Source organism: Candidatus Clostridium eludens, assembly GCF_045310515.1.
GTDB lineage: Bacteria > Bacillota > Clostridia > Clostridiales > Clostridiaceae > Clostridium_B > Clostridium_B eludens.
On the sequence record NZ_JBJHZX010000052.1, the window covers coordinates 1 to 24,743 of the forward strand.

The window sequence follows — 24,743 nt, forward strand, 5'->3', positions numbered from 1 at the left end:
ACACTTCCTATAGTGTCTTTATTCCAACCTTTAGAATTACTAAACGGATTCCCAAACATCTCGATAAATCTCGATTTAACTAAATCATCCAGAAGCCTGATGGCTTCCTTTTTCTTTTCCAAAGCCTTTTCAGCTTTTTCTAAAACCTGAACTATTTTCTCTTGAGTTCCTGGGGGTGGAATAGGCAACAAAATATTCTCCAATATTTTTCTTTGTATGTGAGGAATTGTAGCCCCAGTACAATTATCCCTTAAATATCTAAATTTTGATTTTAAGTATATTCCTATAAACTTAGTATTTATATACTTAACCTTAGACCGTAAAATAGCTAAAGTACTTCCTATAGCACCTTCTAATGCATATCCTATCGTTCCAGCATTTGCACCATCCCATGCAATAATTATATCCTCTTTATTTGCTTTAATATAAGTTTTATCATTATTACAATATTTTATATTATCATTGTTTCTTAAATCATCTATCTGTATGTATCTTATTAATTCTTTAGAATATTCTTCTATTAATTCAACCTTTTTTCCTTTCTTTATGTTATAACAATTATCTAAACATCTAAATTGCCATCCCTCAGGCAATTTCCTCTCTTTCATACTACCTCACCATTCCTTTTAAATCAGCTATGCCACTTAATATTTCTTTTTCCAAAGCTTCAATCTTTTCTAAAATCACCTGTGGTTTTTCATATTCTACTTCTTCATATTCTATTTCCTTATACTTATTTATGGATAGGTCATAATCATTGGCTGCAATTTGTTCCTTTTCTACCCAGAACCATTTATCTTCTTTATTAGGTTCCAGTGTGTCCTCTTTTTTTACTTTTTTAAAACTTTTTATGATATCCGGTATATCACTGTCATTTATAGGATTTCTCTTGTCATCTAGTGAAAAGCCATCTGCTGTCATATCATAAAACCACACCTTGTTTGTTTCTCCACCCTTTGTAAACATAAGTATGGCTGTAGAAACTCCTGCATAAGGCTTAAACACCCCCGAAGGCATGGATATGACTCCTTCTAGTCTGTTATTCTCCACTAAATCTTTTCTTATCTCTTTATGGGCTTTAGTGGAGCCAAACAGTACTCCATCTGGCACTATTACTGCACACCTGCCTCCCAAGTCCAGTATTCTATTTATAAGTTTGATAAATAAAAGTTCTGTTTTTGTAGTACTTGCACCCTTAACCAAGGATTTACTGATATCTCCCTTATCTATGCTTCCCTTAAAGGGAGGATTTGCCAGAACCAAGGTATATTTGTTCTCTTCTTCATATCTTTTAGATAAGCTGTCACTTTGTATTATATTAGGGTTTTCTATACTGTGAAGCATCAAGTTCATAGAAGCTATTCTAACCATGGATGGATCAAAATCAAAGCCATAAAACATAGAAGTCCTGAAATGTTCCCATTCTTCACTGCCCATCATGTCCCCAATCCTATTATGGACAATACCTTCTTCATCCTTGAATACACTTTCAGGCTTTGTGTATTTTTCTAATATGTATTCCAGTGAACTTATTAAAAATCCTGCTGTTCCACAGGCAGGATCACATATACTATCTTCTGCTGTAGGATCTACTAGCTCCACCATCATTCTTATAATATGTCTTGGTGTCCTAAACTGGCCATTCACCCCTGATACCGAAAGTTTAGAAAGCAAATATTCATAAAGATCACCTTTGGTATCTGCATCTTCCATATTTATCCCGTCAATAATTCTTATGGATTCCTGAAGCAGCGAAGGTTTGGGTACCATAAATACGGCATCCTTCATCTCTGCTGTAAAACTGGAATCCCGCCCCCCCATATTTTTTATAAATGGAAAAACCTTTTGTGACACCATATCAAACATTTCATTTACATCCAAATGCTTAAAATTACTCCACTTCATCAATTCTTCTGGAAATATTGAAGTATAGGGTTTACCAATTCTATTTGCCATTTTTTCCTTTGAATTATCAATATCATCTAATCTTTTAATAAACAAAAGATAGGATATCTGTTCTATTACAGTCAATGGATTAGATATTCCCCCTGACCAAAAATTATTCCATAGTTTATCAATTTTACTTTTTATCTCGCTGTTTAACATTTGTCCTGTTCCTTTCCTCCCTAAGAAATATACCATGCCCTAAAGGGTGCGATCAATTCAAATACATCATCCGCCATTTTTCCAAATATGCCATCCACACCATTTTGGTTGAAATTTGTATAGGGTTCTGCAAATAATGCTGCAAAGGATATTCCCCTATTCTTTGCAATATCATTTTTTATTATTTCTAAGGTTTTTATTTGTGTTGAATTCATTTTATTATGGTGTTTTTGAATGAAACTTTCAAATCTTTTATTGATTTCATCCTGGTCAACACCAACAAATTTTCTTATTATACCAATTATATCTTCCTTATCAATATCAGTTTTTGTGGAAAGCTCGTCAATACTGTATACAAAATCTTCATCAAATATGGAATATATGTTTTGTATTTCACCTTGAGACAACTTCTCACCCTTTCTAATCTTGTGAATTATAATTTGATCCTTTAATTTATCCTCTATGGCAGTTCTTACCCTCTTTTCATAAGGTTCCATATTGCTTCCATAGAGTACTGAAGCAGCACTAATTTCTTTAGTTATTGATCCTGTATCTTTTATATCAAGCACTACAAAAGTATTACTGCTTTCTCCTTTATATTTCATAAGTTCTCTAACACTCAGTCTGAGCTCTTCAAGCCTTCCATAGCTTAAATCCTGCCAGCCAGAAGGTTGAAGTAATGACTTTACAAACTCCCTCTTGCCATCAAATTGATTCAAATTCAACTTTAGTTTTGAAAGTTTTTTTATCGTATCATTTATTTCTTTTACTAAATTATCTTTATCATTTGAAATGTTATTAAGCATAATTCTATAAATAGAATTATCAAATCCTATCGCATCTGAATTATCCTTACTTTCTATCCATTCTGTCAATGGTGCAATTTCAAGTTTTAACTTTTTAACAAAATCCTCACTTAAATTGTTCCAGTATCCTTCTCTCTTTACCTGTTCTATTTTCTTCCTGTTCTTTTTAATTTCTATACTGCCCTCCGGTAGTTCCTTTATGTCCACCTTTAATTTAGCTGCAAATGCTTTACATATATCCGATCTTCCCTTTTGTTTGAATTTTTCTAAAAGACTGCACATAATTTCAAATCTCAATTGAATAGAAGTCTTCTGGGGTTTTGGTTCATATCCTTTTGCATGCATTTCAAAGAACTCAAAATTCTTGTAACAATCAAAAATAGCAAACTCCTTTTTATCCTGTCCTTCTCCATACAGATTTTCACATCTTCTAGTTCCCCTGCCTATCATCTGCCAGAACTTCACTTTCGAATACACAGGCCTGGCAAAAACCAAGTTAACAATCTCTGGAACATCTATACCTATATCGAGAAGATCCACTGAAATAGCTATCCTGGGAAAGTCTTCTCCTTTAAATTTTTCTATTAAAACAGATTTATCCTTTATATCGGAATAAATTACTGCTGTAAGCTTACCTTTGTATTGAGGATAAAGTTCATTAAATAATGAATCCAAAAGATTTGCGTGTTTCTTGTTTTTAGCAAATATTATAGTTTTGCCAATATAATCCCCTACCTTTATACCCTGTTCCATTAAGGTAGTCAGTATATACCTGTTGGTATCTTTGTTAGTAATTTTCTTTTCCAGCTCTTTCTTGTCGTAATTTATTTCATTACCGTCATAACCTTCTTCCTCTACCTGCTGTCTTTGCTCTTCTGTCATTTCATTGTATTTGATACCTTTTCTTAAAAAGTCTGTAGTGGTATCTATAACCCTGGGTTCAATTAAATATGGTGGTACATGATTCCATGCATCTTCTATAGGAAAATTAAATGTTGGATCCCCATTATCACAACTAAATAAGTTAAAAGTATTTCTTTCAATAAAATCCACCGGTGTAGCTGTTAATCCTATTATATGGGAATCAAAATATTCAAGAATATCCCTATATACCTTATAAATGCTCCTGTGGGATTCATCACATATTATGAGGTCAAAAAATCCAACACTAAACTCCCTATAATAATTTATCATGGTTTGATAAGTTGAAAAATACAGGGTAGCTTCTCTATTGTCTGAATTCTTTCCAGTAAATCTGCAGGATATTTCCTCCGGCATAAAAGTTTTAAAACTGTTTTTATCCTCCTTGGCCTGTTTTACCAATTCATCTCTGTCTGCCAAAAATAAAACTCTTTTGACCCAGTTTGCCTCCATTAACCCTTTAGTCAGGGCAATTACCGTTCTGGTTTTTCCCGTACCTGTAGCCATTACTAGGAGAGCTTTTCTTTTTCCACTTTGATACCTTTCATAAACTCTCTTAATGCCTTCTATTTGATACGGCCTTCCAGCTATATTTCTATCTATTTGAATTTTGTTTAAATCCTTTTTATATCTATGTTTGAAAAACAATTCCTCTAAATCCTCCAGAGTATAAAAGCCCCAAATCTGCCTAGGCTGGCTGTAATTATCATCCCACATATATATTTCATACCCATTGGTATAGAAAACTATAGGACGTGTATTGTATATCTTTTCAATACTATTTGCATATTCCACAGCCTGTTGTCTGCCAATTATAGGATCTACGGAAGTTTTTTTAGCTTCAACCACTGCTACAGGCTTGTCTTTTTTATTAAAGAGTACATAATCAGCATATCCTGTTTTGCCTTTTCCCTTATGATTTTCTAAAGGTAACTCGAGCTTTACTGACTCCTTATTATTTACATCCCAACCTGCATCTTTCAGCATTATATCAATAAGTCTCTTCCTTGTTTGTGCTTCATCAAATTCTAAAGTGCTTTCAACCTCTTTTTGTACTTTTTTGTCTTCCCCAGTTTGAACAAAGTTAGCCATTTGTTCTTTTACAGCTGTTACCTCTTTAGTATGTTCTTCTTTAATCTTTTCTTTTTCTTTATCATAAGCCTCTATATCATAAGCCTTATTACTAACTTGCTCACGTTTTGGTATTTTATATGTTAAAGGTTTAATTGAAGTATCCTTTGTAATCCTAATATAAAGCCATGCGGCTATTTTATACATAGAAACCAGACATTCTAGTGCATACTTTTTGTTTTCATATCCGTCATGGTTTGCTTTATTTCCAAACCTTCTTACTATATCAAACAAATCTGGAATGGCCTTATTTATACTTGTAGTCCTCAAAAGTTTAATCTTGTCATCCTGTGTGGCAAATTTACCTGCCTCTACCTTATACATTACCAATATATAATCAATTATTTTTTCCCCAAACATACGCATTTTTAACATTGTAGCATTGTTATCGCTATGCAGGTAACTTTCTGCCTGGGTCCCAAGTTTAGCTAATATGGGCCATTTTTTATCCAAAAATGAAAAATTTAACATATACCCAACCCCTTAGTCTGTGTTTTAAAATATCCATTGAACTTTTTTACATATATCTAAATTATATACTAAATATTGCTTTTTTTCATTACTGAAAATGGGTAGAAGAAACCTTATGGAATTATTACATCAGACATGCTATAATTTATTAGTACAATCGAATAGGCTGCATGTGGGCTACTGGTATCACTTATCCCTTTTGAAGGGAGGTGATACAATGAGTAATGACATTTTAATGTTACTTTTTGAAGGAGGATTATTCCTCATTTCACTGTTAACATTCATAGTATTACTTATTAAGACAATAAAAAAATAGTAGCCCCCACTCGCAATTGGATAGCTACTATTTTTAAATTAAATATTAAATAGTGATACCAGTTGCCTAAGCAACTAGAATTGTATACTATAGGGTGTTAGCGCACCCTATTTTTATTTTCTGTATTTCTTATTTATATTATATCAAAATTTATATAAAAATAAACATATTTTTTTGTAATTATTTAGTTTATGATATGACTTTGAGCACTATTTTTTCTTTTAAAGCTAATCATATCAATGCTTCTAAAGAAAGTCCACGTCATTTATGGTACGGTTCTCCCTTCATTATCCTAAACCCCCTATAAATCTGCTCCAGAAGCATTATTCTAAATAATTGATGGGGAAAAGTCATTTTTGAAAAACATAGTTTATAATCAGCCCTTTTTAAAATTTCACTGGAAGTACCAAGGGAGCCTCCTATTATAAAAGCAATATTGCTTTTTCCTGAAAGTCCTAGATTTCCTACAAACTTCGAAAACTCTTCAGACCCCATCATATTTCCCTTTAAATCAAGAGCTACCACATACATATTGTCATTTATATGCTTAAGTATTCTTATGCCTTCCTTTTCCTTTATAATATCCTCTTCACTACTTGAAGCATTGTCAGGAGTTTTTTCATCTTGCACTTCCACTATATTTAATTTACAATACCTGGAAAGCCTTTTTGAATACTCTTCCACTGCAGCTTTAAGATATTTTTCTTTCAACTTTCCTACGGCAATTATGGTAATGTTCATGTTATCTCCACTTTCGTATATTTTGTTTAGTTATGAATCACTTGATTTAAATATGCCTTAATTGATTTAAAATACTTTTATACTCTTCTTCAAGCATTTCCTTATGACAATTTGGCAGTGACATTTTAGAAATAATTTCAGTAAGTCTCATCTGCAAAATGGACTTTTCCATGTTGTAATTGCTGCTGTTATTTTTCAGCTCTTGCTGCTCTTCAAATTCTTTTAGATTCCCATGGAATTCTGTTATTTGTCCATTTCTTAATAACATTAACCTGTCTGCCACCGAATTTATAAATTTATTATCATGGGATACAAATAAAACTGTACCTTCATAGGTTTTAATAATATTTTCAAGAGCCTCAATAGACTGCATATCAAGATAATTTGTGGGCTCATCAAGAAGTAATACATTAGACTTTGAAACAAATAATTTTGCAAAGGAAACTTTTATCCTTTCTCCTCCGCTGAGTACACAAACTTTTTTATATACATCATCACCAAAAAATAATAATCTTGCCAGAATTGTCCTTATTGAGCTTTCACTTTGAATTGAATCTTCCATTACATTTTCAATTATAGTGTTATTGTAATTTAAATTATCCAGGCTCTGACAAAAGTAACCTATTACCGCCTTAGGCACAGTATATATTGAATTAAACTGACTATTTATAAGATTTAACAGAGTAGTTTTCCCTGAACCATTATTTCCAACAACAGCTGTTTTACTTCCATTATACACTTTGAAATCAGTGTTATCTAAGATGGCCTTACTGCCATAGCTAAAACATATTTTATCTCCAGATATAACAATTTTATTTTTTGGGGGATTAGTCAGTGAAAAATCAAACTTTACTTCTGGAATTCTACCTGGTTTTTCCTTAACCTCCAGCTTCTCTAGACGAGTTTTTATAGTTTTTACTGCCCCTTCTACTTTTTTTCTTTTTTCATTACTCTCTCTCTTGTGAAGTCTTGCTTCTGAATTCCCCATTCTCTTTGGAGCTTTTTTCATGGATTTTGACTTATTTTCTCCATCCACAATGGCTTTCTGAAGCCTTGATTTTTCACTTATATATTGGTTATATTCATTTTGCATACTTTGCATTTCTATAAATTTTTGTTTTCTATAACAGGAATAATTTCCTTCATAAAAAGAGAGTTTCCCATTTTCTATTTCAATAATTTTATTACAAAGCGAGTCCATAAAGTCCCTGTCATGACTTATTAGCATAAAAGTTTCTATTTCACTAAGCTTTTTTATCAAGACACTAATACCCTCATAATCCAAATTGGAGGTAGGTTCATCTGCCAAAAGCAATCCCATGTCCTTACTTAATGCAGCTGCAATATTAAGTTTGGTATGTTCGCCTCCACTTACATTACTCTTGTTAATTTTCTTCTCCACTTTAAACTCTTTTAATATTTTTCCATTGGCTGTTATATCTTCATCTGAAAACTGTCTTATATATGAAATATCACAATACCTGTGAACAGTTCCTTCATCTTCTTTTACTTTCCCAGCTAAAATATTTAAAAGAGTACTTTTACCTGCGCCATTTCTCCCTACAATCCCTATCTTATCTCCACTTTTTATCTTTAAATTCTTAAAAGATATAATTAACTTGTCACCATAATATTTTCTCAAATCACTAGCTTCCAAAATAAGCATAAAAAAATCTCTCCTTTGCAAAAGCCGGAAAGATAAATGAAAAACAGGTACATAAATAATACACTACAATTAAACTTATAGTACTGTTATTATAATACTTATATTGTTGTTCCATTTAAACTAATCCAGCAAAATAAAGGCTTACCTAGCCCATAAAATTTAAATACCATTTGATTTAAAGCTGAATTAGTTTATTTTCATTAATTACATACCTTGCCCTTTCTATAGCATTAATTATATTTTACTAAATTTAATTTAAAATATCAATTACAAAAATCAGCGTTTTTCAGAAAACATCCAAAAATCTGTTAATTCATTTCCTCTGCAGCTGCCTCTGATTAGCTTTTTATTTAGCTAAAAAGTTCCTCTATATCCTTATCTGCCATATTAGAAAGCAAAATTTCTTCTCCTGTATTTTCTTCTATAACATTGTTTATTATATTCTTCTTTTTCTGTTGTATTTTATAGATTTTTTCCTCTATAGTTCCCTTGGCAATAAGTCTTATAACCTCTACAGTTTTTTTCTGACCAATTCTATGTGCTCTATCTGAAGCCTGTTCTTCTACGGCTGGATTCCACCATGGATCATAATGAATAACTATATCTGCTGATGTTAGGTTCAATCCTGTCCCCCCAGCTTTAAGGGATATCAAAAATATAGGGATTTCTCCATCGTTAAACCCTTTCACTAGTTCTCCTCTAGCTTCCGCTTTTATACTTCCATCCAGGTACATATACTTTATATCTTCACTTTTAAACATACCTCCAATGTTTTTAAGCACAGATGTAAATTGAGAAAATAATAATATCTTATGGCCTTCATTGACATTGTTCTTTACTATATCCTTAAGAGCCTCCATTTTTCCATTATCACTTTTATAATTTTCTATAAATGTAGAGGGATCACAGCATATTTGTCTGAGTCTTGTAATTATAGAAAGTATTTTTATTTTACTTTTATTAATACCCCTATCTCTTATTTCAGCACTTACTTCCTCTTTGGCATGTTGAAGATAAGCCGCATATACTTTTTTTTGCTCCTCTGTCATATCCACTATCATATTGTGTTCAATTTTAGGTGGGAGCTCTTCAATAACATCTTTTTTAAGTCTCCTAAGTATAAAAGGCTTAGTATGTTTGTTCAATTCTTTTAACGCTTTTTTATCTCCACTTTTTATAATAGGTGCCTCATATTTTTGACTGAACTTTCTATGATTTAATAAATATCCTGGCATAATAAAATCAAAAATTGACCATAATTCTGTAAGAGAATTTTCAATAGGGGTTCCTGTTAATGCAAAATAACCACCAGCTTTAAGAGATTTTACGCTTTGAGCATTTAAAGATTCCGGATTTTTTATATTCTGAGCTTCATCTAAAAAGCAATGCCTAAATGTTACACTTTTATATTCATCTATATCTCTCTTAATAAGTGCATAGGAGGTTATAACTACATCAAACTCCTCTATACCTTTTAACTGTTCTTCTCTGGCTTCTTTACTTCCTGACACCACTATACATTTTAAACCTGACTCAAATTTATTTATTTCACTTTCCCAATTATATACTAAAGATGTAGGACACACTACCAAAGAAGGTAATTCTTTATCATTTCCCTCTACCTCCGATTTTATAAAAGCTATGGCTTGAAGGGTTTTTCCAAGCCCCATTTCATCGGCTAAAATACCGCCAAAACCACAACTTGAAAGAGTTTTAAACCACTTAAATCCAAACTTTTGATAACCTCTCATCACATTATCTAAGTTTTCTGGAATAGTATAATCTATATCACCAATATCCTTTATATTATTTACTAGCTCTCTGAAGTTCTTATTTCTTTTCACAAAGTTTATATTGTTTTCCTTCAGATTTGTATCAATATAAACAGCATTATACTTAGAAAGAATTATTTTATCCTTTTCTAAATCTGAAGCCTTTACATTTAAATAGCCTATCATATCTGACATATTTTGAAGTTCATTAGTTTGGAGAGGAATGAATCCTCCATTTTTAAGTCTATAGTATTTTTTCTTTTGTTTTAGTGCTTCAAATATGTGCTTTAATTCTTGTCTGTCCACACCATCAATATTAAAAGTAAATTCTAAAAGATCTTCATCATTTAATCTTATATCAGATTTGTAATTTCTAGTGGTATATACTTTTATGTCTTTAAAAGCATCAGAATAATATATTTCCGCTAGTTCCTGGAGCTTTTCTAAACCATCTCCTATAAAATCTAGAATTTTATCCTCATCCTCCAAAATAAAATTGGATTTATTCTTTTCAAAGTGAAAAGCAGTTAAGTTATCTACTATAGCAGCTTCCCCTTCAATATCTCTGACCAATACCTTCTTCTCTTCCCTTGATTGATTTTCTTTTAATGCATTTATCTCTATATTTCCATATTTAAATATTACATCACAAACTACAGCTTCGCTTTGTTTATCAAAATAAAGACAGGGTTTTAAGGGTTCTTCACAAAATTTTTCTTTGATTTTTTTATCCACCAGTACTTTTGAGCCTATCTTTTTTAAGGCTGGAATTACATAAGAAGCTATTTCTTCGCTTTCACTTTGATGAAAAGAAATTCTAGAACTTTTTTGCATAACAAAAATATTGTAAAAGGGTCTATACACCTCTATATGTTCATTTGTTGGCATATATATTATGTTGTCATAAAAGAAACAGCTGCCATCATTAAGTAAGGCCTTAGGCAGTTTTGAGGTCTGAGATAAAATTATATTCTCATTACTAGTATCCAATTTAAATTTCAAGGGGAAGTTTTCTTTTACTACTTTAACCTCAGTATAATTATTATCATTTATAACTAAATCTATAGTAACTTCTCCTATTCTATTAAGAAACCTTTTAAGGTTATTTTCCGTAAGATGTGCTTTCTTACCACTTAAAAATCTTGGAGATCTGTTATAGCGGTAATCATACCTTGTCATTTCCTCTGCAGCCTTATCTACCTGGTATACGTCTTTGAGAATATCAATTATGGTTTTATCTTCTTTCTTAAATTTATGAGTACCTGAGTTAAAAGTAAAGTTTTTACCAAACTCCAAATCATTTTGTAAAACAACTGCTTCTAAAAAATTCTTCATATTTTTTACTACATAAAGTTTTTGTTCCCCTACCTTTAATTCAAGAAAAGCTTGACTTTCACTGTGATCAATATTAAATTGAAGCTTATATTGTAAATTTAGAGGTTTAGTTTCTAACTTTACCTTAGAAGGCACTAGACTTTCCCTTAACTGCTGGATTAATACGCTATTTCTATTTACTAAAGACTTTTTTCCTGATTTATTTCCTTCCCTAGTATACTTTATAAGTACTGACGCTATATGCTTACAGGGAGCCTTATAAGTATAATATTCTTTACAATCACAATAACAATTTATATTGTTATTATCATTTGGAAATACTATTTTCACACGATATTTTCTGGATTTATCTAAAAAAGATTTAACTTTTCCTTCAATAAATATTCTCTCAACGTTTAATTCTTCATCAATACTTACATCCATACTTTCTATTTGTCCATTATTATAGCACTGAAGACCATTCTCATAGGTTTCCAATTCCAGACTGTTCTTTACAATATTTTCATTTATTTTAAACAAAATTAATTCACTCCTGATTATATTCTCGTTAAACATTCTACCACAAAATAGCTATTTTAAACATCCGAGATTATAATGAAGATATTACTTTAGGGAATAAATATAAATTTTATTGTTTGTTAATTACAAAAAGTCTACGTCATTTATGATACGGTTTGCCGTAATTAACGCAACGTGGTTTTTATAGAATTTTCCAATAGCGTATCTAACTTTATTATAAAAACACTTATTTTATAATTTTCATATTATCCATAAGACATCCAACACCTTCTGGAATATTCAAATGACCATTTTCATCTAATTTATATTCCTTTCCATCAACTATAAATACTGAGTTACTTGTGTAACCATCTTCAAACCAATTAGATTGACTAAATGCACGCCTTTCAGCTTCTACTTGATATTCTGGGTATATAAGCCCATTATCCAATAAATAGAATTTATTGGTTTGTGAACCATTCTTTATTTCAAACCATCCAGGCTTAATACCAACACTGTTTAATATTTCCTTTATTTCTGTGTTGCTATACCCCCCAGTACGAACAAGAAAAGCAGTTTTATCTTGTGCAAGGCTTGAAAGTAGCCTTGATGTTTTACTTATCTCTCCATAATCCGATGGTGCTAAAGTTAAATTTTCATCAAGGCCAAGTTGAGAATAAGGCATATAAACATTTCCATTATCACCAACTGTAAATATAGCTGTTGTACCAGAACTTGTTTGTAGTTTATAAAAAGAACCTTCATTTAGATTAAGAACATTATTATTTGCAGTAAACTGTTCTACGTTTTTACCTTGTATTTCTGTAATAGATGAAAGTTGTTCTCGATTTACAATAAGCTGTTTTCCAGTATCAATAGATATGCTATCTACTGTACTTTCTGAAGATGAATTATTCAACTTTTTCTTATATGAATTGTTTATATCTTGCATTAATTCTAATTCTTTTTTTCTAAGATTATAATATATATTTCTAGTAAGTTGTGAATATATAGAATTATTCAACCTCAACATCAATCAATTCCTTTCATAATTTTTTAAAGGTGTATAGTTATAAAAATAAGCTCTGTCTATAAAATAAACTTAATAATTATTGTGGTAATACAGGATAGATATAGTCAAATGTAATTTGTGGAATTAACTTAAAATATCCTGTTGAAGTTGATACCTTACCATCAAGTTTAAACACCCACTGGTTCTTTAAAATTTTATTACTGGCAACAGGTACATCTGCAACATATGTGTACATAGATGTAGTAATCCACGAAGAATCACCAGCTATCTTTAAACTTCTATATTGATTGGTTGCAATATTAGTTTGTGTACCTTGTATAGAGACATAATATACAATTGCATTATTAGGAATAGAAGATATATTACTAAGATTATACGTAGCTTGTACTGAGTTTACTGTTGGTGTTAACGTGACAGCACTTGACGCAGTATACGTATAATTACCTAAGGTATAATCAGGTCCACCTATATAAAATCTGTAACCTCCACCATTTAACGGAGAAGATACTTTAACATAGTAATATCCTGATGTTGGTATGTCTATATAATATGGAGTAGGACCTATAATTGATGAATCTTTTTGGTATGAAATTGCTTTAATGAGATTCAAATTTTCATCGTAAACATCAAAAAGTCCCGTACCGCTAAGGGCTGTACTATTGATGCCTAATATAGTATTACTATCAGCAGGTAAATATACCTTATACCAATCCTGATCTGTACTATCTGTAAGGTTACCAATAGTAACATACTGACTGGTATAATTTCCTGTAACAATCTGAGAAGGATCTTCATTATTTATCTATATAGTTTGAGCTTCATTAGCTGAATTGTTAGGTTCTGTCTCATTTATTGTACTAGCAAAAGATACGGTAGAAAATAAAAGAACAAAACATACACTTAATATTGCTATGTGAAATTTTTTCATATAAAACATTCCTTTCATATTTTAACTAATTATAACTACACACCTTATTATTTTATCGCATCTATTAGTAGAATCTTAATAGATATTTGCCATTTTATATAATAAATAACCATATCTTGAAGAAATCCGGAACCATATATTAAATAATTATTATTGGGAAGTACCATCATCTGTCATCAGGGGCAAAGTGATTTCTACAAACTAAATAGAACAAACGGTCCTACCATTAACTTATACAGCTATTAGGGGGAGAATGAGCGAATGCGTACTGTCTTGGTAATCAATGTAATCGCAAAATTCTTTGCAAGAGTTGAATCTTCAGTGTTCTACCTCATCCCATATCATTTTAGCCAGTGGAAATGGTTTTAAAGCTCTGTCTAATATTCCCTGTACATAGGCAATAAGCATACCATAATTAACCATAGGCACCTGAAATTCCTTTGCAGTATTAATTCTATAAAGCATGGCAGACTTATTTAGCATACATCCTCCACAGTGAACTATAAGAGAATACCTTTTTATATCATCAGTAAAAGATACACCAGAGGAAAATTCAAAATCTATCTTTTTTCCCGTAATTTGTCTTATCCATCTAGGTATTTTTACTTTTCCTATATCATCTGACTGTCTGTGGTGTGTACAACCCTCTGCTATTAATACCCTATCTCCATCTTTTAATTTTTTTACAGCTTTAACTCCCTTTATGAGTTCTACTAAATCTCCCTTATACCTGGCAAATAATATGGAAAAAGACGTCATTAAAATATCCTTGGGAGTATCTGCTGCCACTTTTAAAAATGCCTGAGAGTCTGTAACTACTATTTTAGGCTTCTTAGCCAGGCTTTCTAAAGTTTCCCTAAGTTCATATTCCTTAGTTACTATTGCCACTGCATCACTTTCCAGTATATCCCTTATAGTTTGCTGCTGTGGCAGTATAAGTCTTCCTTTAGGAGCTGCCTTGTCTATAGGTGTAACAAGTACTACAAAATCTCCGGGACTTATCAAATCTCCAATTATCTTAAACTTATCCTCATCCTTAGGCAGTACATTTGCTATTTGATTTTTTAACTCTCTTATTCCTTTTCCCGTAACAGCCGATACACTCATAAGCGGAATTTGTAATTCCTCTTTTATATTTTTAATATCTTTCTCACTTATATTTGATATATCTACCTTATTTAACACTCCTATAAGTGGAATTTTCTTACTTTTAATTTCATTGATTATATATCTGTCATAATCTGTAACCCCTGCAGTTGAATCTATTACAATCAATGATATATCAGTTTTATTTAAAACCTCCAGTGTTTTTTTCTTTCTGAGTTCTCCTAACTGCCCAGTATCGTCAAGTCCCGCTGTATCTATTATGACGCAGGGTCCTATAGGAAGAATCTCTATTGATTTATAAACTGGATCCGTAGTAGTACCTTTTACATCAGATACAATAGCTATATCCTGTCCTGTTACAGCATTTATAATACTTGATTTTCCTGCATTTCTCCTTCCGAAAAGAGCTATATGTACTCTCACCGAACGGGGCGTTTCATTTAAATTCATTTTTTATCTTTAGTGAGAGAAAATAAGTTCCAAACCCTCACTAAAATTCACCTCCTTTTTAATAATAAGAAAAAAATTTCACATTTTCTGAAGTTTACGAAAGAAAATCATCCTAAACTCTTAATTGTTTAAAAAACTCACGTTCCCGGTATTCCTGGTTTTGTAAGTTGATATGGATTTATTATTTCATCTATTTTTTCCCTTGGCAATATTTCCTCCTCATATAAAACTTCTCTTATTGTCTTATGTTCTTTTAAAGCTTTCTCTGCCAGCTTTCCAGCTCTATCATAACCTATATAATATACAAGAGCTGTTACCAGGGCAGCAGATGATTCAAGATTTTTTCTGCAATTTTCTTCATTTACTTTAATATCCCTAATGCATTTTTCTCTGAATATTATAACCGTTTTTTCTAGAAGTTCCAATGATTCAAGCAAACATTCGGCAATTAAAGGAGTAAAGGCATTTAATTCTAACTGACCTGAACTGCTTGCCATGGTGATGGCGGTATCATTTGATATTACCCTCATACTTACCTGAGCTGTCATCTCTGCTATAACCGGATTAACTTTACCTGGCATAATGGTAGATCCAGATTGAACTTTAGGAAGGACAATTTCCCCAATGCCTCCCATAGGTCCCGAATTTAAAATTCTTAAATCATTAGAGATTTTCAAAAGATTAACAGCCAGAGATTTTAATAGCCCGGAGACTTCCACAAATACATCACAATTTTGAGTCACATCCATAGGATAGTCAGATCTGGCAATACCAAGGCCGGTTAAATCCTGAAGTACATCTGTTATTTCATATATGAATTTATTTGTAGCATTAAGTCCAGTACCTATGGCAGTACCTCCTATATTAATTTCTCTAAGCCTTTCTTCTACCTTATATATTCTCCATCTATCCCTAGCTATTGCTTTGGCATAAGCACCAAAACCCTGGCCTACCATCATAGGCAGTGCATCCATAAGCTGAGTTCTGCCAAGCTTTATTATATCTGAAAACTCATTTTCTTTTATCTGTAATTCTTCTTGTAAATCAGCCAGACAACTGCTTAATCTTCTTATACTCCTTATAGCTGCAATTCTTAAAGCTGTAGGGTAAACATCATTAGTTGACTGTGACATGTTCACATCATTTAATGGATGCACCAGGTTATAGTCTCCTTTCATTCCACCAAGTATTTCTATGGCTCTATTAGCTATAACCTCATTTACATTCATATTTGTAGAGGTTCCGGCTCCCCCTTGAAATGCACTTAACTTAAATTCATCATCAAAATTACCTTCTATAACTTCCTCACTGGCTTTAATTATTGCATCTGCCTTATCTTCAGATATTTCCTTCAAATGCTTATTTACTATGGCAGCTGCCTTTTTTATAAGTGCAATTTCTTTAATCAAATTCAAATTTGCACATTTTCCCCCCAGTTCAAAATTTTCTAAAGCCCTTTTAGTATTAATCCCAAAATAGGCGGAATTATCAATTTGTTTTTCTCCAAGTAAATCCTTCTCTACTCTAAAGCACATATATTGTAACCTCCTCTTTTAAATGGACAATTGACAATGAAGAATTGACAATTATTTTTTTAGTAATCCTTCAAATTTTCTATAATTAACCTTTACTCCATCATCTAAATCTATTTCTATCTTCATACCAGCCTTATTGCGTAATAATTCATCATATTCTTTTAATTCACTCATTTGTTTACGGAGAGCTTCTAGTTTTTTCTTTACACAATTTTTCTCTTCTTTCTCACAATTACCTTCTACTATATCCGCTAAAAGCTGCATCTTCTCACATAATTCATCCTGAAATTTATGTAAGTACTTAATTCTTATTCTAGATAAAATATCTTTATCATACCTGTGTATGTAAATTAAACAGTTAAAGACTTTCTGTTTTCCTGAGGTAAAAAGCCAATATATAGGCCTTTTCTTATATACTTGAACATGGTCTTTAAAAAAATCATTGATAAAATATCTTCTTATGGTATCCTCATCTGTTTCATCATTCTTTTTCCCGAGAGTTTCCGCTATAAAATTTAAATTTTCATATAAAGTCCTTTCTCCAAAAGCTGCAGCTACAAATTCTATAAATCTAGATACTATATCATTTTTAAAATGATTTTCACAAACTATAGGAATAATATTATCTGCATCAGGCACATAAGGCACAGAATATATATTTTCCCTGTCTGATTCCTCGCCGGCATATATAAGCCCTTCTTTATCAATTGAATACCTGCCAAACATACATCCTACAGCATAGGAAATAAAGGATTTAATATCTCCTTTTCTATTTGCTTTTCTAATAGTAATATCCCTGTCCCCAACTTCTGGAGTTACTTCATCCTGCAGCCCATAAATATGAATAAATATTCTATTTAGCTCTTCTTCATTATGTTTTAACTTTTCAAACTGCCTGTCAGTGAACAATTTCCAGGCAGTAAATGCATGAGATATGCATATCTCTTTTTCATCAATCACTGACAAAAGTGGATGCCTCTTAAAACCCCAGGATGTTTCAAAAGAATCCCAATCTACTTTTGATATACTTATACATTCTTCACATAGTGCATTAATCTTTTCTTTTACCTGTATATCTACTCCCATATATATAGGAATCTGTTTAACCGTTCCTGCTGTAAGGTTTAAAGTTGGGGATATAAACTTAAAAATATTTTCCATTATCTTTGTATTAAAAAAACTCAATATATAATTGTAATCATCCTGTTTCTTTACAAATATTGAATCTGCAGACTGATCAAAAATAAACCCTTTATTTAAAATCCTTATAGTATTTTTGCCTGAAGTTATCCGCTTCCAGCTTATACCTTTTTTAAAGAAAAATTTTTCATTCCTTATGAGAGAACCTTCCTCACTTCTTACTTTCTGACCATGATTTTTCCAAAAAATCACTTCTGAAATATTGCCATACCATTTTCGGGCTTCTCCTCCCATTTGATAGGGCATCCAATATTTTATATTATTGCTTTCTCCAGTAAAATTTATAAGCTGGTATTTAATCTCAAACCAGTGCCTTACATATTTACTGTTATTTCCTGTCTGCATTCCAGTGCATGGAAATGCCACATCCCATATTATTTTTGCTTTATTGAGTATTTTAATTTCCCTGTGAGTAAGCCAATATCCAAATCTGTTACCAGGAATATTTTTCATTTTTTCTTGATTCAAAGTAAATCTATAACTTACGTAAGGGTTAATCACCGCTTCCCTAACTTTAATAGGTTGGTTTCCAGCTCCTTTAAAATCTGATAATTTAATATACTCTCCTTTTATAGGAACTTTATAATTTCTTAAAGTAAATGTACATATAGGTACCGTGGCTTCTTCAAATCCAGAATACTCTAATTGAATCAAACTGGTTATATTTTTATAGTTAATTATTTTTTTTCTTAATTTTTCGTAAGACTGTATAAACATCCATACAAATGGAGTCATAAATGCCAACTGTCCATTATATTTCACTCTAGAAAAGCTATATACTATAAATGCAGAAAATATATCACTTTTTACATCTGGATATTTTTTTGCAATGTATTTTCCTAAAAGGGGAGGTAAATATTTATTACCAATGTAAGGAGGATTAGTTACTAAAATATCATATGTACCTATCATTATTCTAGCCTGTTTTATTAGTTCTGACAAAACCCTAATAATTTTTTTTCTTCTTTTCTCCCGTGAAGCATCCTTTTCCTGAATATTTTTTATATACTCTAATCTATCCAGTAAAAAATCCTCTTTAAAATCTTTTAGCTCTATAAGGGAGCCATATATTTTTGCATCTTTAAACTTATCTATGAAATCTTTTATAATACTATATTTTTTTCCGGAATTACCTCCTGATATATAGGCTATATCATTATTATCAAAACTGTTAGTTTCCTCTATGGATACTATATTAAGCTTTATACCTTTTCTTTCTATTTTCTTAAGAATATATTTGTCATGTTTCATTCCTTCCATAATAACAGCAAAACAGGCAAGCTTGCATGCCTTATTGTGTATATCAAGTCCATAAAGGTTATTTTCTATAATAAGTTCTGGTATTTCACTTTTAATATATCCACACTTTATATATATCTGATACAGCACCTGAAACATATATACCAGTATATTGCCAGAACCACAGGCAGGATCAAAACATTTTATATCTCTCACTTTTACATCCTTATCTATATATGTTTTTAATTTTTCTTCAATTTCATACTGATTTCCAGAACCTTCTATATAAAATTCCCAGCCTTTTTTAAGATCCTGATGTTCTGGATGAGCCTCTATCCACTGTTTTCCAAGTGAATTTTGAACCATATATTTTACTATCCAATCTGGTGTAAACAGCTGTGTGGCATAAGGTATTTGTTTTTTTGTGTATTTCTTTTTTGCACTCATTATATTATTTTTTTCCTCAGAGATATAGTATTCATAAAGCCAGCCTACAATTTCTACATCCTTCCATGAATCTTCCGATATCACTTTACTATCTACCAACTTGAAAACAAAAGTTCCTTCACTTAAAAGTCCTTCTGGAAATAACAATTCTGTATAGTGCCCTGCTTTCTGAAATATAAAAGGCAAAGATGTATTTAAAGTATTACACCTGGATAATACCCTGCTTTTAAAGCCAATATTTCTCCCAGCAAAAATTTCAGGTATATATTTATTTACTTCCATAAATCTTAAAGCAATAAACCTATTGAACCAGGAACAGGCTATTTCTTCAATAACTGTGTTATAACCCTCTTCCCCATCTTTATTTAAAGTTTCCATTTTATTAATAATTATTTCTCTCTGTAACTTTTCCTCTTCACTAAACATCTTTTTTTCTAAAGGCTTAGCATAAATACCAGCTGAATTTAAATTTTCAACATAATCCTTTTTTATGCCCTGCTTTATAGCCTTAATTTTTACTTTTTCAAACAGTTCTCTTCTGCTTTTTGCTGCAAAATTTCTTAATACATTTTTGTTCATATCTTACGCCTCCAGGTTCCACTTCCATTACAAAGGGTTTTAATTCCTTAAAAATGCATTATAACAAAAACACTATTAAAATCATTAAATAAATGACATTTAATAGTGTTTTCAATTTTAAGATGCCTAGGCCTTGTTAAAATCTTTTTCCTCGTCAGAATTCAATGTATCTTTGATAGATTCAAATATTGATTTCATAGTCTTATTAGCTAAGTCCTCTATTTCATTCATTATTTCATCTTTGCTTTTTATTTTAGATATATATACATCTATTTCTCCTTTGTATAGATGTTTTATAGTTTTAACTACAGAATACTCTCCGCTATTATCCTCAGGTATTATGAAATCCCCTGACTGAAGAGTTAAATACATGGGACTATCTGACTTTATCTGACTATGGAGCTTCTTTGAACTTTCAGAAAGATCATCTAAAATAGTATAAAAATTCACAGTGATTTCCATGATATTGTACATCCTCCTGTCTTCAATTTGTTTCACTGTATTATATTAGTTTAGATAAAAAAATGTTACTTCTAGCTTGATTCCATAGATACTTTTTCTGCTTTTCGTCTTTGCCTTTTAACTAATACGGCAGCTACAACTGCGGTAATTGGAACTGCAAAAATTAATCCAATACTTCCTGCTAACGCCTTTAATATCTCTGCTGCAATAATATCCTGATCCATAGCAGTGGAAATAGATGTGCTGTAGGAATATGAGGAAACCATAATCATTATATACATAGCACCTCCTACATAAGCAAGTATTAAAGTATTAGCCATAGTACCCATAATGTCCTTTCCCACGTTCATACCTGATTTTATGAGTTCTTTTACAGTCATATCTGGTTTGGCACTTTCAATTTCCTTTATGGAAGAAGCTATGGACATACTTACGTCCATAACTGCCCCCAAAGCCCCCATAATTATGCCTGCAAAGAGTAACCCTGAAAAATTGAAATTAGCATTCTGTGCTGTATATATAATGGACTGCATCTCTTCATCCGTAAGTCCATTGACTCTCATTATTAAATTTGAAAGTATTGCTATAGCTCCTGCAATTAAAACTCCTCCAGAAGTCCCTATAATAGCAGCTAAAGTTTTTTCATTTTTTCCACTTATTATAAGCAGATTTACCACAATTACAAAAATACATATAAGAGAAGATACTATCGTAGGGTTAAATCCCTGTATTATAAGAGGTATAAGTACCTTTATCACCATAAACCCGGTTATAATTAATGTTATAACTGATTTAAACCCTTTCTTTCCTCCAATAATCACTAGGGATACAATAAAAAATGCCCCTAATTTATACAAATATTTGTATCTTACTATTTCATAAATATAGGCCCCTCCCGTATTTCCTTTTTCATTATACCTATCAGTGTTAATTAATACTTCATCTCCAACTTTTGCAAAGCTCTGAGTACTGCTCTCTTCATCTTTAATCTTCCCGCCTACAAAATTTTGAACTGTAATTATTTTACCTTTAAGCTTTCCAGAAATAATTTTAACATCTGCATTAGAAAATCTTTCAGAATTTTTATCTCCACTTGAATGTATTTTAATGACTATGCCATGAACCGGACCATTGTCTTCATCTGAATTATTAAAATATGATCTTATAAAAAATACAGCCATAAGAATTAAAACAAGAGATATCAAAACAATTACAATTTTTTTGGTTTTTTTTAATATTTTAACTCATCCTTTCAATTATAAATCCGTCTACTACTCTTCAGATTTAATTTTTACATTATCATCCTCTACATCTATAATGGTGACCGTATTTTCAATATTCTCATTAAAGAGTACTTTATCCACAAAATAAGATTTTATATCCTGCTGAACTATTCTAATTATTTCTCTAGCACCATACTCCAGTGACACACCTTTTTGAGACAGCCACCTATAACACTTGTCTGTAACATTTATTTTTATATTTTTAGATAAAAGCTGCTCTTCAAATTGACCCATAACTTTTCTTGCAACTAAATATGCCATATGATCATTCATTGCATTAAAATATATTATATCATCTAATCTATTTCTAAACTCTGGTGAAAATATTCTATTTACTTCTTCATTAATAGCATCCTTTTTTACAACTCTATGTCCAAATCCCATAATTGCTTTACCAACAGATCTAGCACCTGCATTTGAAGTCATTATAATTGTTGTGTTTTTAAAATCAGTTTTCTTTCCGGTATTGTCTGTAAGAGTTGCATAATCCATAATCTGCAGCATTATATTTAATACATCCGGATGAGCTTTTTCTATTTCATCTAAAAGCAGCACACAATAGGGAGTCTTCCGTATAGCATCTGTTAAAAGTCCTCCTTCTTCATATCCCACATACCCTGGAGGAGATCCTATGAGCCTAGCTACAGTATGCTTTTCCTGGTATTCACTCATATCAAATCTAACAAATGGGATATTTAGAGCTTTTGCCAGCTGTTTACTTATCTCGGTTTTTCCTACACCTGTGGGACCTACAAATAACAGATTTGCCACAGTTTTGTTATCTTCATTAAAACCTGCCCTAGATCTCTTTATGGCCCTTACCAGAGAATCTATAGCTTCATCCTGACCAAATACTTTTTTCTTAAGAACTACATCTAAATTTTTTAAAACTCTTGTTTCATCCTGTGACAATGTTTGCTCAGGTATTTTAGCCATGGCTGAAATTGTCTTTTCTATATGAACTTTTTCAATAACTATTTTTTCATCATTGCTGCTGTGAAGTCTTACATAAGCTCCCGTTTCATCTATTACATCAATGGCCTTATCCGGAAGGTATCTGTCATTTATATATTTCACAGATAAATCCACCGCTGCCTTTAAAGCTTCTTCTTTATAAGTTACATTATGAAATTTTTCATACTGTGTTTTTATACCTGAAAGTATATTGTAAGCATCCTCTACAGTAGGCTCAGTCACTTCTATCCTTTGAAATCTTCTCGCTAGTGCCCTATCTTTTTCAAATATCTTTTTATATTCATCATAAGTAGTTGAACCTATAAATTTAATCTTGCCATCAGTTAAAAAAGGTTTCAAAATATTAGCTGCATCCAGAGAACCACCAGACACTGAACCTGCTCCTATTATGGTATGAATTTCATCTATATATACAATAGGTTTTTCTTCCTTTTGAATTTTTTTCAAAGTATTCTTTATTCTGTCTTCAAAATCTCCTCTGTATTTGGTTCCTGCCAAAATGGAACCCATATCTAGAGAGTATATCTTACTGTCTTTTAATAGATTAGGAACTTTATTTTCCACAATTAATCTTGCAAGTCCTTCTGTAATTGCAGTTTTGCCTACACCTGGATCTCCAACATGAATGGGGTTGTTTTTAGTTCTCCTCGAAAGTACCTGTATGGTCCTATAAAGTATATCTTCTCTTCCGATTAGTGGATCAATACCTTCCTTTTTAACCTTTTCAGTAAGCTCTACTGCAAAATCTCCTATGTTTAGAGGGCATGGTGCATCTTCTTCATCCATTAAATATTTAGAATCTTCTTCAATATTATAATCAAACATAGTTGCTGAAATTCCATGGGTTATATAATTTAATATATCTATTCTCCTTATGCCTTGTTTTCTAAGAAAAAAACTGGCAAAACTTTGTTCTTCATCATATATAGATATAAAAATATCTCCCAATTTTATCACTTCTTTTTCTGCAGCTAAAACATGTTCCCCTGCAGAAGTCAATATATTTTGAAGGCCTATAGTTTCAAGGGGTTCTTTTTTTTCTGTAATTTCTATATTGTCATTGAAATACTGTAATAAATCTCTTTTAATATTTTTAACGTTACCTCCACAGCTTTCTATTATATCTATCCCTTCCGGGAAAAATAATGCAGCATATAATACATGTTCAGGAGTAAAGTATTCATGTTTACAATACCTTGCTTCATTATAAGCTGCAGTTATAATTTCATTTACTATTTTATCTAACTTCATAACTATTCCTCTTCCATACTAAATTTTAGTGGAAATCCACTATTTCTTGCCATACTCATAGCCTGCGCTGTCTTAGTAGCAGCTATATCATAAACATATATGCCAGCTATGCCTATACCTTTCCTGTGAACATCATACATTATTTGCGTAGCCTCTACAGCACTCTTTTTAAATATTTTAATTAAAATATCTACTACAAATTGCATAGTGGTGTAATCATCATTGTATATAATCACTTTATACATAGGTGGTTTTTTAATTTCAAATTTTGAATTTTGCTTTATAACAGTTTTTTGCGGCATTTTCAACAACCCCATAAGCTTTTAAAAATATACTGTACTTAAAATTATTTTAACACAATTTAAATTTAAAGTGTATAATATTTAAATTTTCGAATAAAAGCCCTGTAATTTTAATAAAATGGAACCTATATAATAGACACTTTAAAAAAGACTATTTATATAGGTTCTTTTCTTGTACAATAAAGCAGA

The 24,743-nt window shown here is 31.3% G+C and carries 16 protein-coding genes; all 16 read right to left on the minus strand.

Annotation, left to right across the window (positions count from 1 at the left end; translation table 11 throughout):
* Window positions 1-608 (minus strand): restriction endonuclease subunit S (locus tag ACJDU8_RS22125; RefSeq protein WP_406794347.1); only part of this gene is annotated, 608 nt, incomplete at its 3' end.
* Window position 609: 1 nt separating this feature from the next.
* Window positions 610-2,106: a type I restriction-modification system subunit M gene (locus ACJDU8_RS22130; RefSeq protein WP_406794348.1), complete on the minus strand. Its 1,497-nt coding sequence runs from the start codon at window positions 2,104-2,106 to the stop codon at window positions 610-612.
* A gap of 20 nt (window positions 2,107-2,126) precedes the next feature.
* A complete protein-coding gene (locus ACJDU8_RS22135; RefSeq protein ID WP_406794349.1) occupies window positions 2,127-5,435 on the minus strand; it encodes a type I restriction endonuclease subunit R in 3,309 nt (1,102 codons plus the stop codon).
* Between the two features lie 577 nt (window positions 5,436-6,012).
* The gene (gene rlmH, locus ACJDU8_RS22140; RefSeq protein ID WP_406794350.1) at window positions 6,013-6,492 is read right to left on the minus strand and encodes a 23S rRNA (pseudouridine(1915)-N(3))-methyltransferase RlmH; all 480 of its coding nucleotides are present in this window, start codon (window positions 6,490-6,492) and stop codon (window positions 6,013-6,015) included.
* Between the two features lie 46 nt (window positions 6,493-6,538).
* Entirely contained in the window at window positions 6,539-8,158 is a 1,620-nt protein-coding gene (abc-f, locus tag ACJDU8_RS22145; RefSeq protein WP_406794351.1) for a ribosomal protection-like ABC-F family protein, read from the minus strand.
* 350 nt (window positions 8,159-8,508) lie between these two features.
* A complete protein-coding gene (locus ACJDU8_RS22150) occupies window positions 8,509-11,784 on the minus strand; it encodes an SNF2 helicase associated domain-containing protein (protein WP_406794352.1) in 3,276 nt (1,091 codons plus the stop codon).
* Window positions 11,785-12,010: 226 nt separating this feature from the next.
* Entirely contained in the window at window positions 12,011-12,796 is a 786-nt protein-coding gene (locus ACJDU8_RS22155; RefSeq protein ID WP_406794353.1) for a hypothetical protein, read from the minus strand.
* A gap of 76 nt (window positions 12,797-12,872) precedes the next feature.
* Window positions 12,873-13,406 carry a hypothetical protein gene (locus ACJDU8_RS22160; protein ID WP_406794354.1) on the minus strand — a complete coding sequence of 178 codons (534 nt, stop codon included), beginning with the start codon at window positions 13,404-13,406 and terminating at the stop codon, window positions 12,873-12,875.
* A 192-nt stretch (window positions 13,407-13,598) separates the two neighbouring features.
* Complete coding sequence (locus ACJDU8_RS22165; protein WP_406794355.1) at window positions 13,599-13,724, minus strand: hypothetical protein; 126 nt, start codon at window positions 13,722-13,724, stop codon at window positions 13,599-13,601.
* A 318-nt stretch (window positions 13,725-14,042) separates the two neighbouring features.
* Window positions 14,043-15,281: a [FeFe] hydrogenase H-cluster maturation GTPase HydF gene (gene hydF, locus ACJDU8_RS22170; protein ID WP_406794356.1), complete on the minus strand. Its 1,239-nt coding sequence runs from the start codon at window positions 15,279-15,281 to the stop codon at window positions 14,043-14,045.
* A gap of 137 nt (window positions 15,282-15,418) precedes the next feature.
* Window positions 15,419-16,816, minus strand: coding sequence for an aspartate ammonia-lyase (locus tag ACJDU8_RS22175; RefSeq protein WP_406794357.1), 1,398 nt, complete (start codon window positions 16,814-16,816; stop codon window positions 15,419-15,421).
* Window positions 16,817-16,867: 51 nt separating this feature from the next.
* Window positions 16,868-20,281 (minus strand): BREX-1 system adenine-specific DNA-methyltransferase PglX, encoded by a 3,414-nt coding sequence (gene pglX / locus ACJDU8_RS22180; RefSeq protein ID WP_406794358.1) that lies wholly within the window; start codon window positions 20,279-20,281, stop codon window positions 16,868-16,870.
* Between the two features lie 126 nt (window positions 20,282-20,407).
* Entirely contained in the window at window positions 20,408-20,743 is a 336-nt protein-coding gene (locus ACJDU8_RS22185; RefSeq protein ID WP_406794359.1) for a hypothetical protein, read from the minus strand.
* A 71-nt stretch (window positions 20,744-20,814) separates the two neighbouring features.
* A complete protein-coding gene (locus ACJDU8_RS22190; protein WP_406794362.1) occupies window positions 20,815-21,924 on the minus strand; it encodes a YibE/F family protein in 1,110 nt (369 codons plus the stop codon).
* Between the two features lie 90 nt (window positions 21,925-22,014).
* On the minus strand, window positions 22,015-24,252 hold the full coding sequence (gene clpA / locus ACJDU8_RS22195; protein ID WP_406794360.1) for an ATP-dependent Clp protease ATP-binding subunit ClpA: 2,238 nt from the start codon (window positions 24,250-24,252) through the stop codon (window positions 22,015-22,017).
* Window positions 24,253-24,254: 2 nt separating this feature from the next.
* Window positions 24,255-24,554: an ATP-dependent Clp protease adaptor ClpS gene (locus ACJDU8_RS22200; protein WP_406794361.1), complete on the minus strand. Its 300-nt coding sequence runs from the start codon at window positions 24,552-24,554 to the stop codon at window positions 24,255-24,257.
* Between the last annotated feature and the right edge of the window lie 189 nt (window positions 24,555-24,743).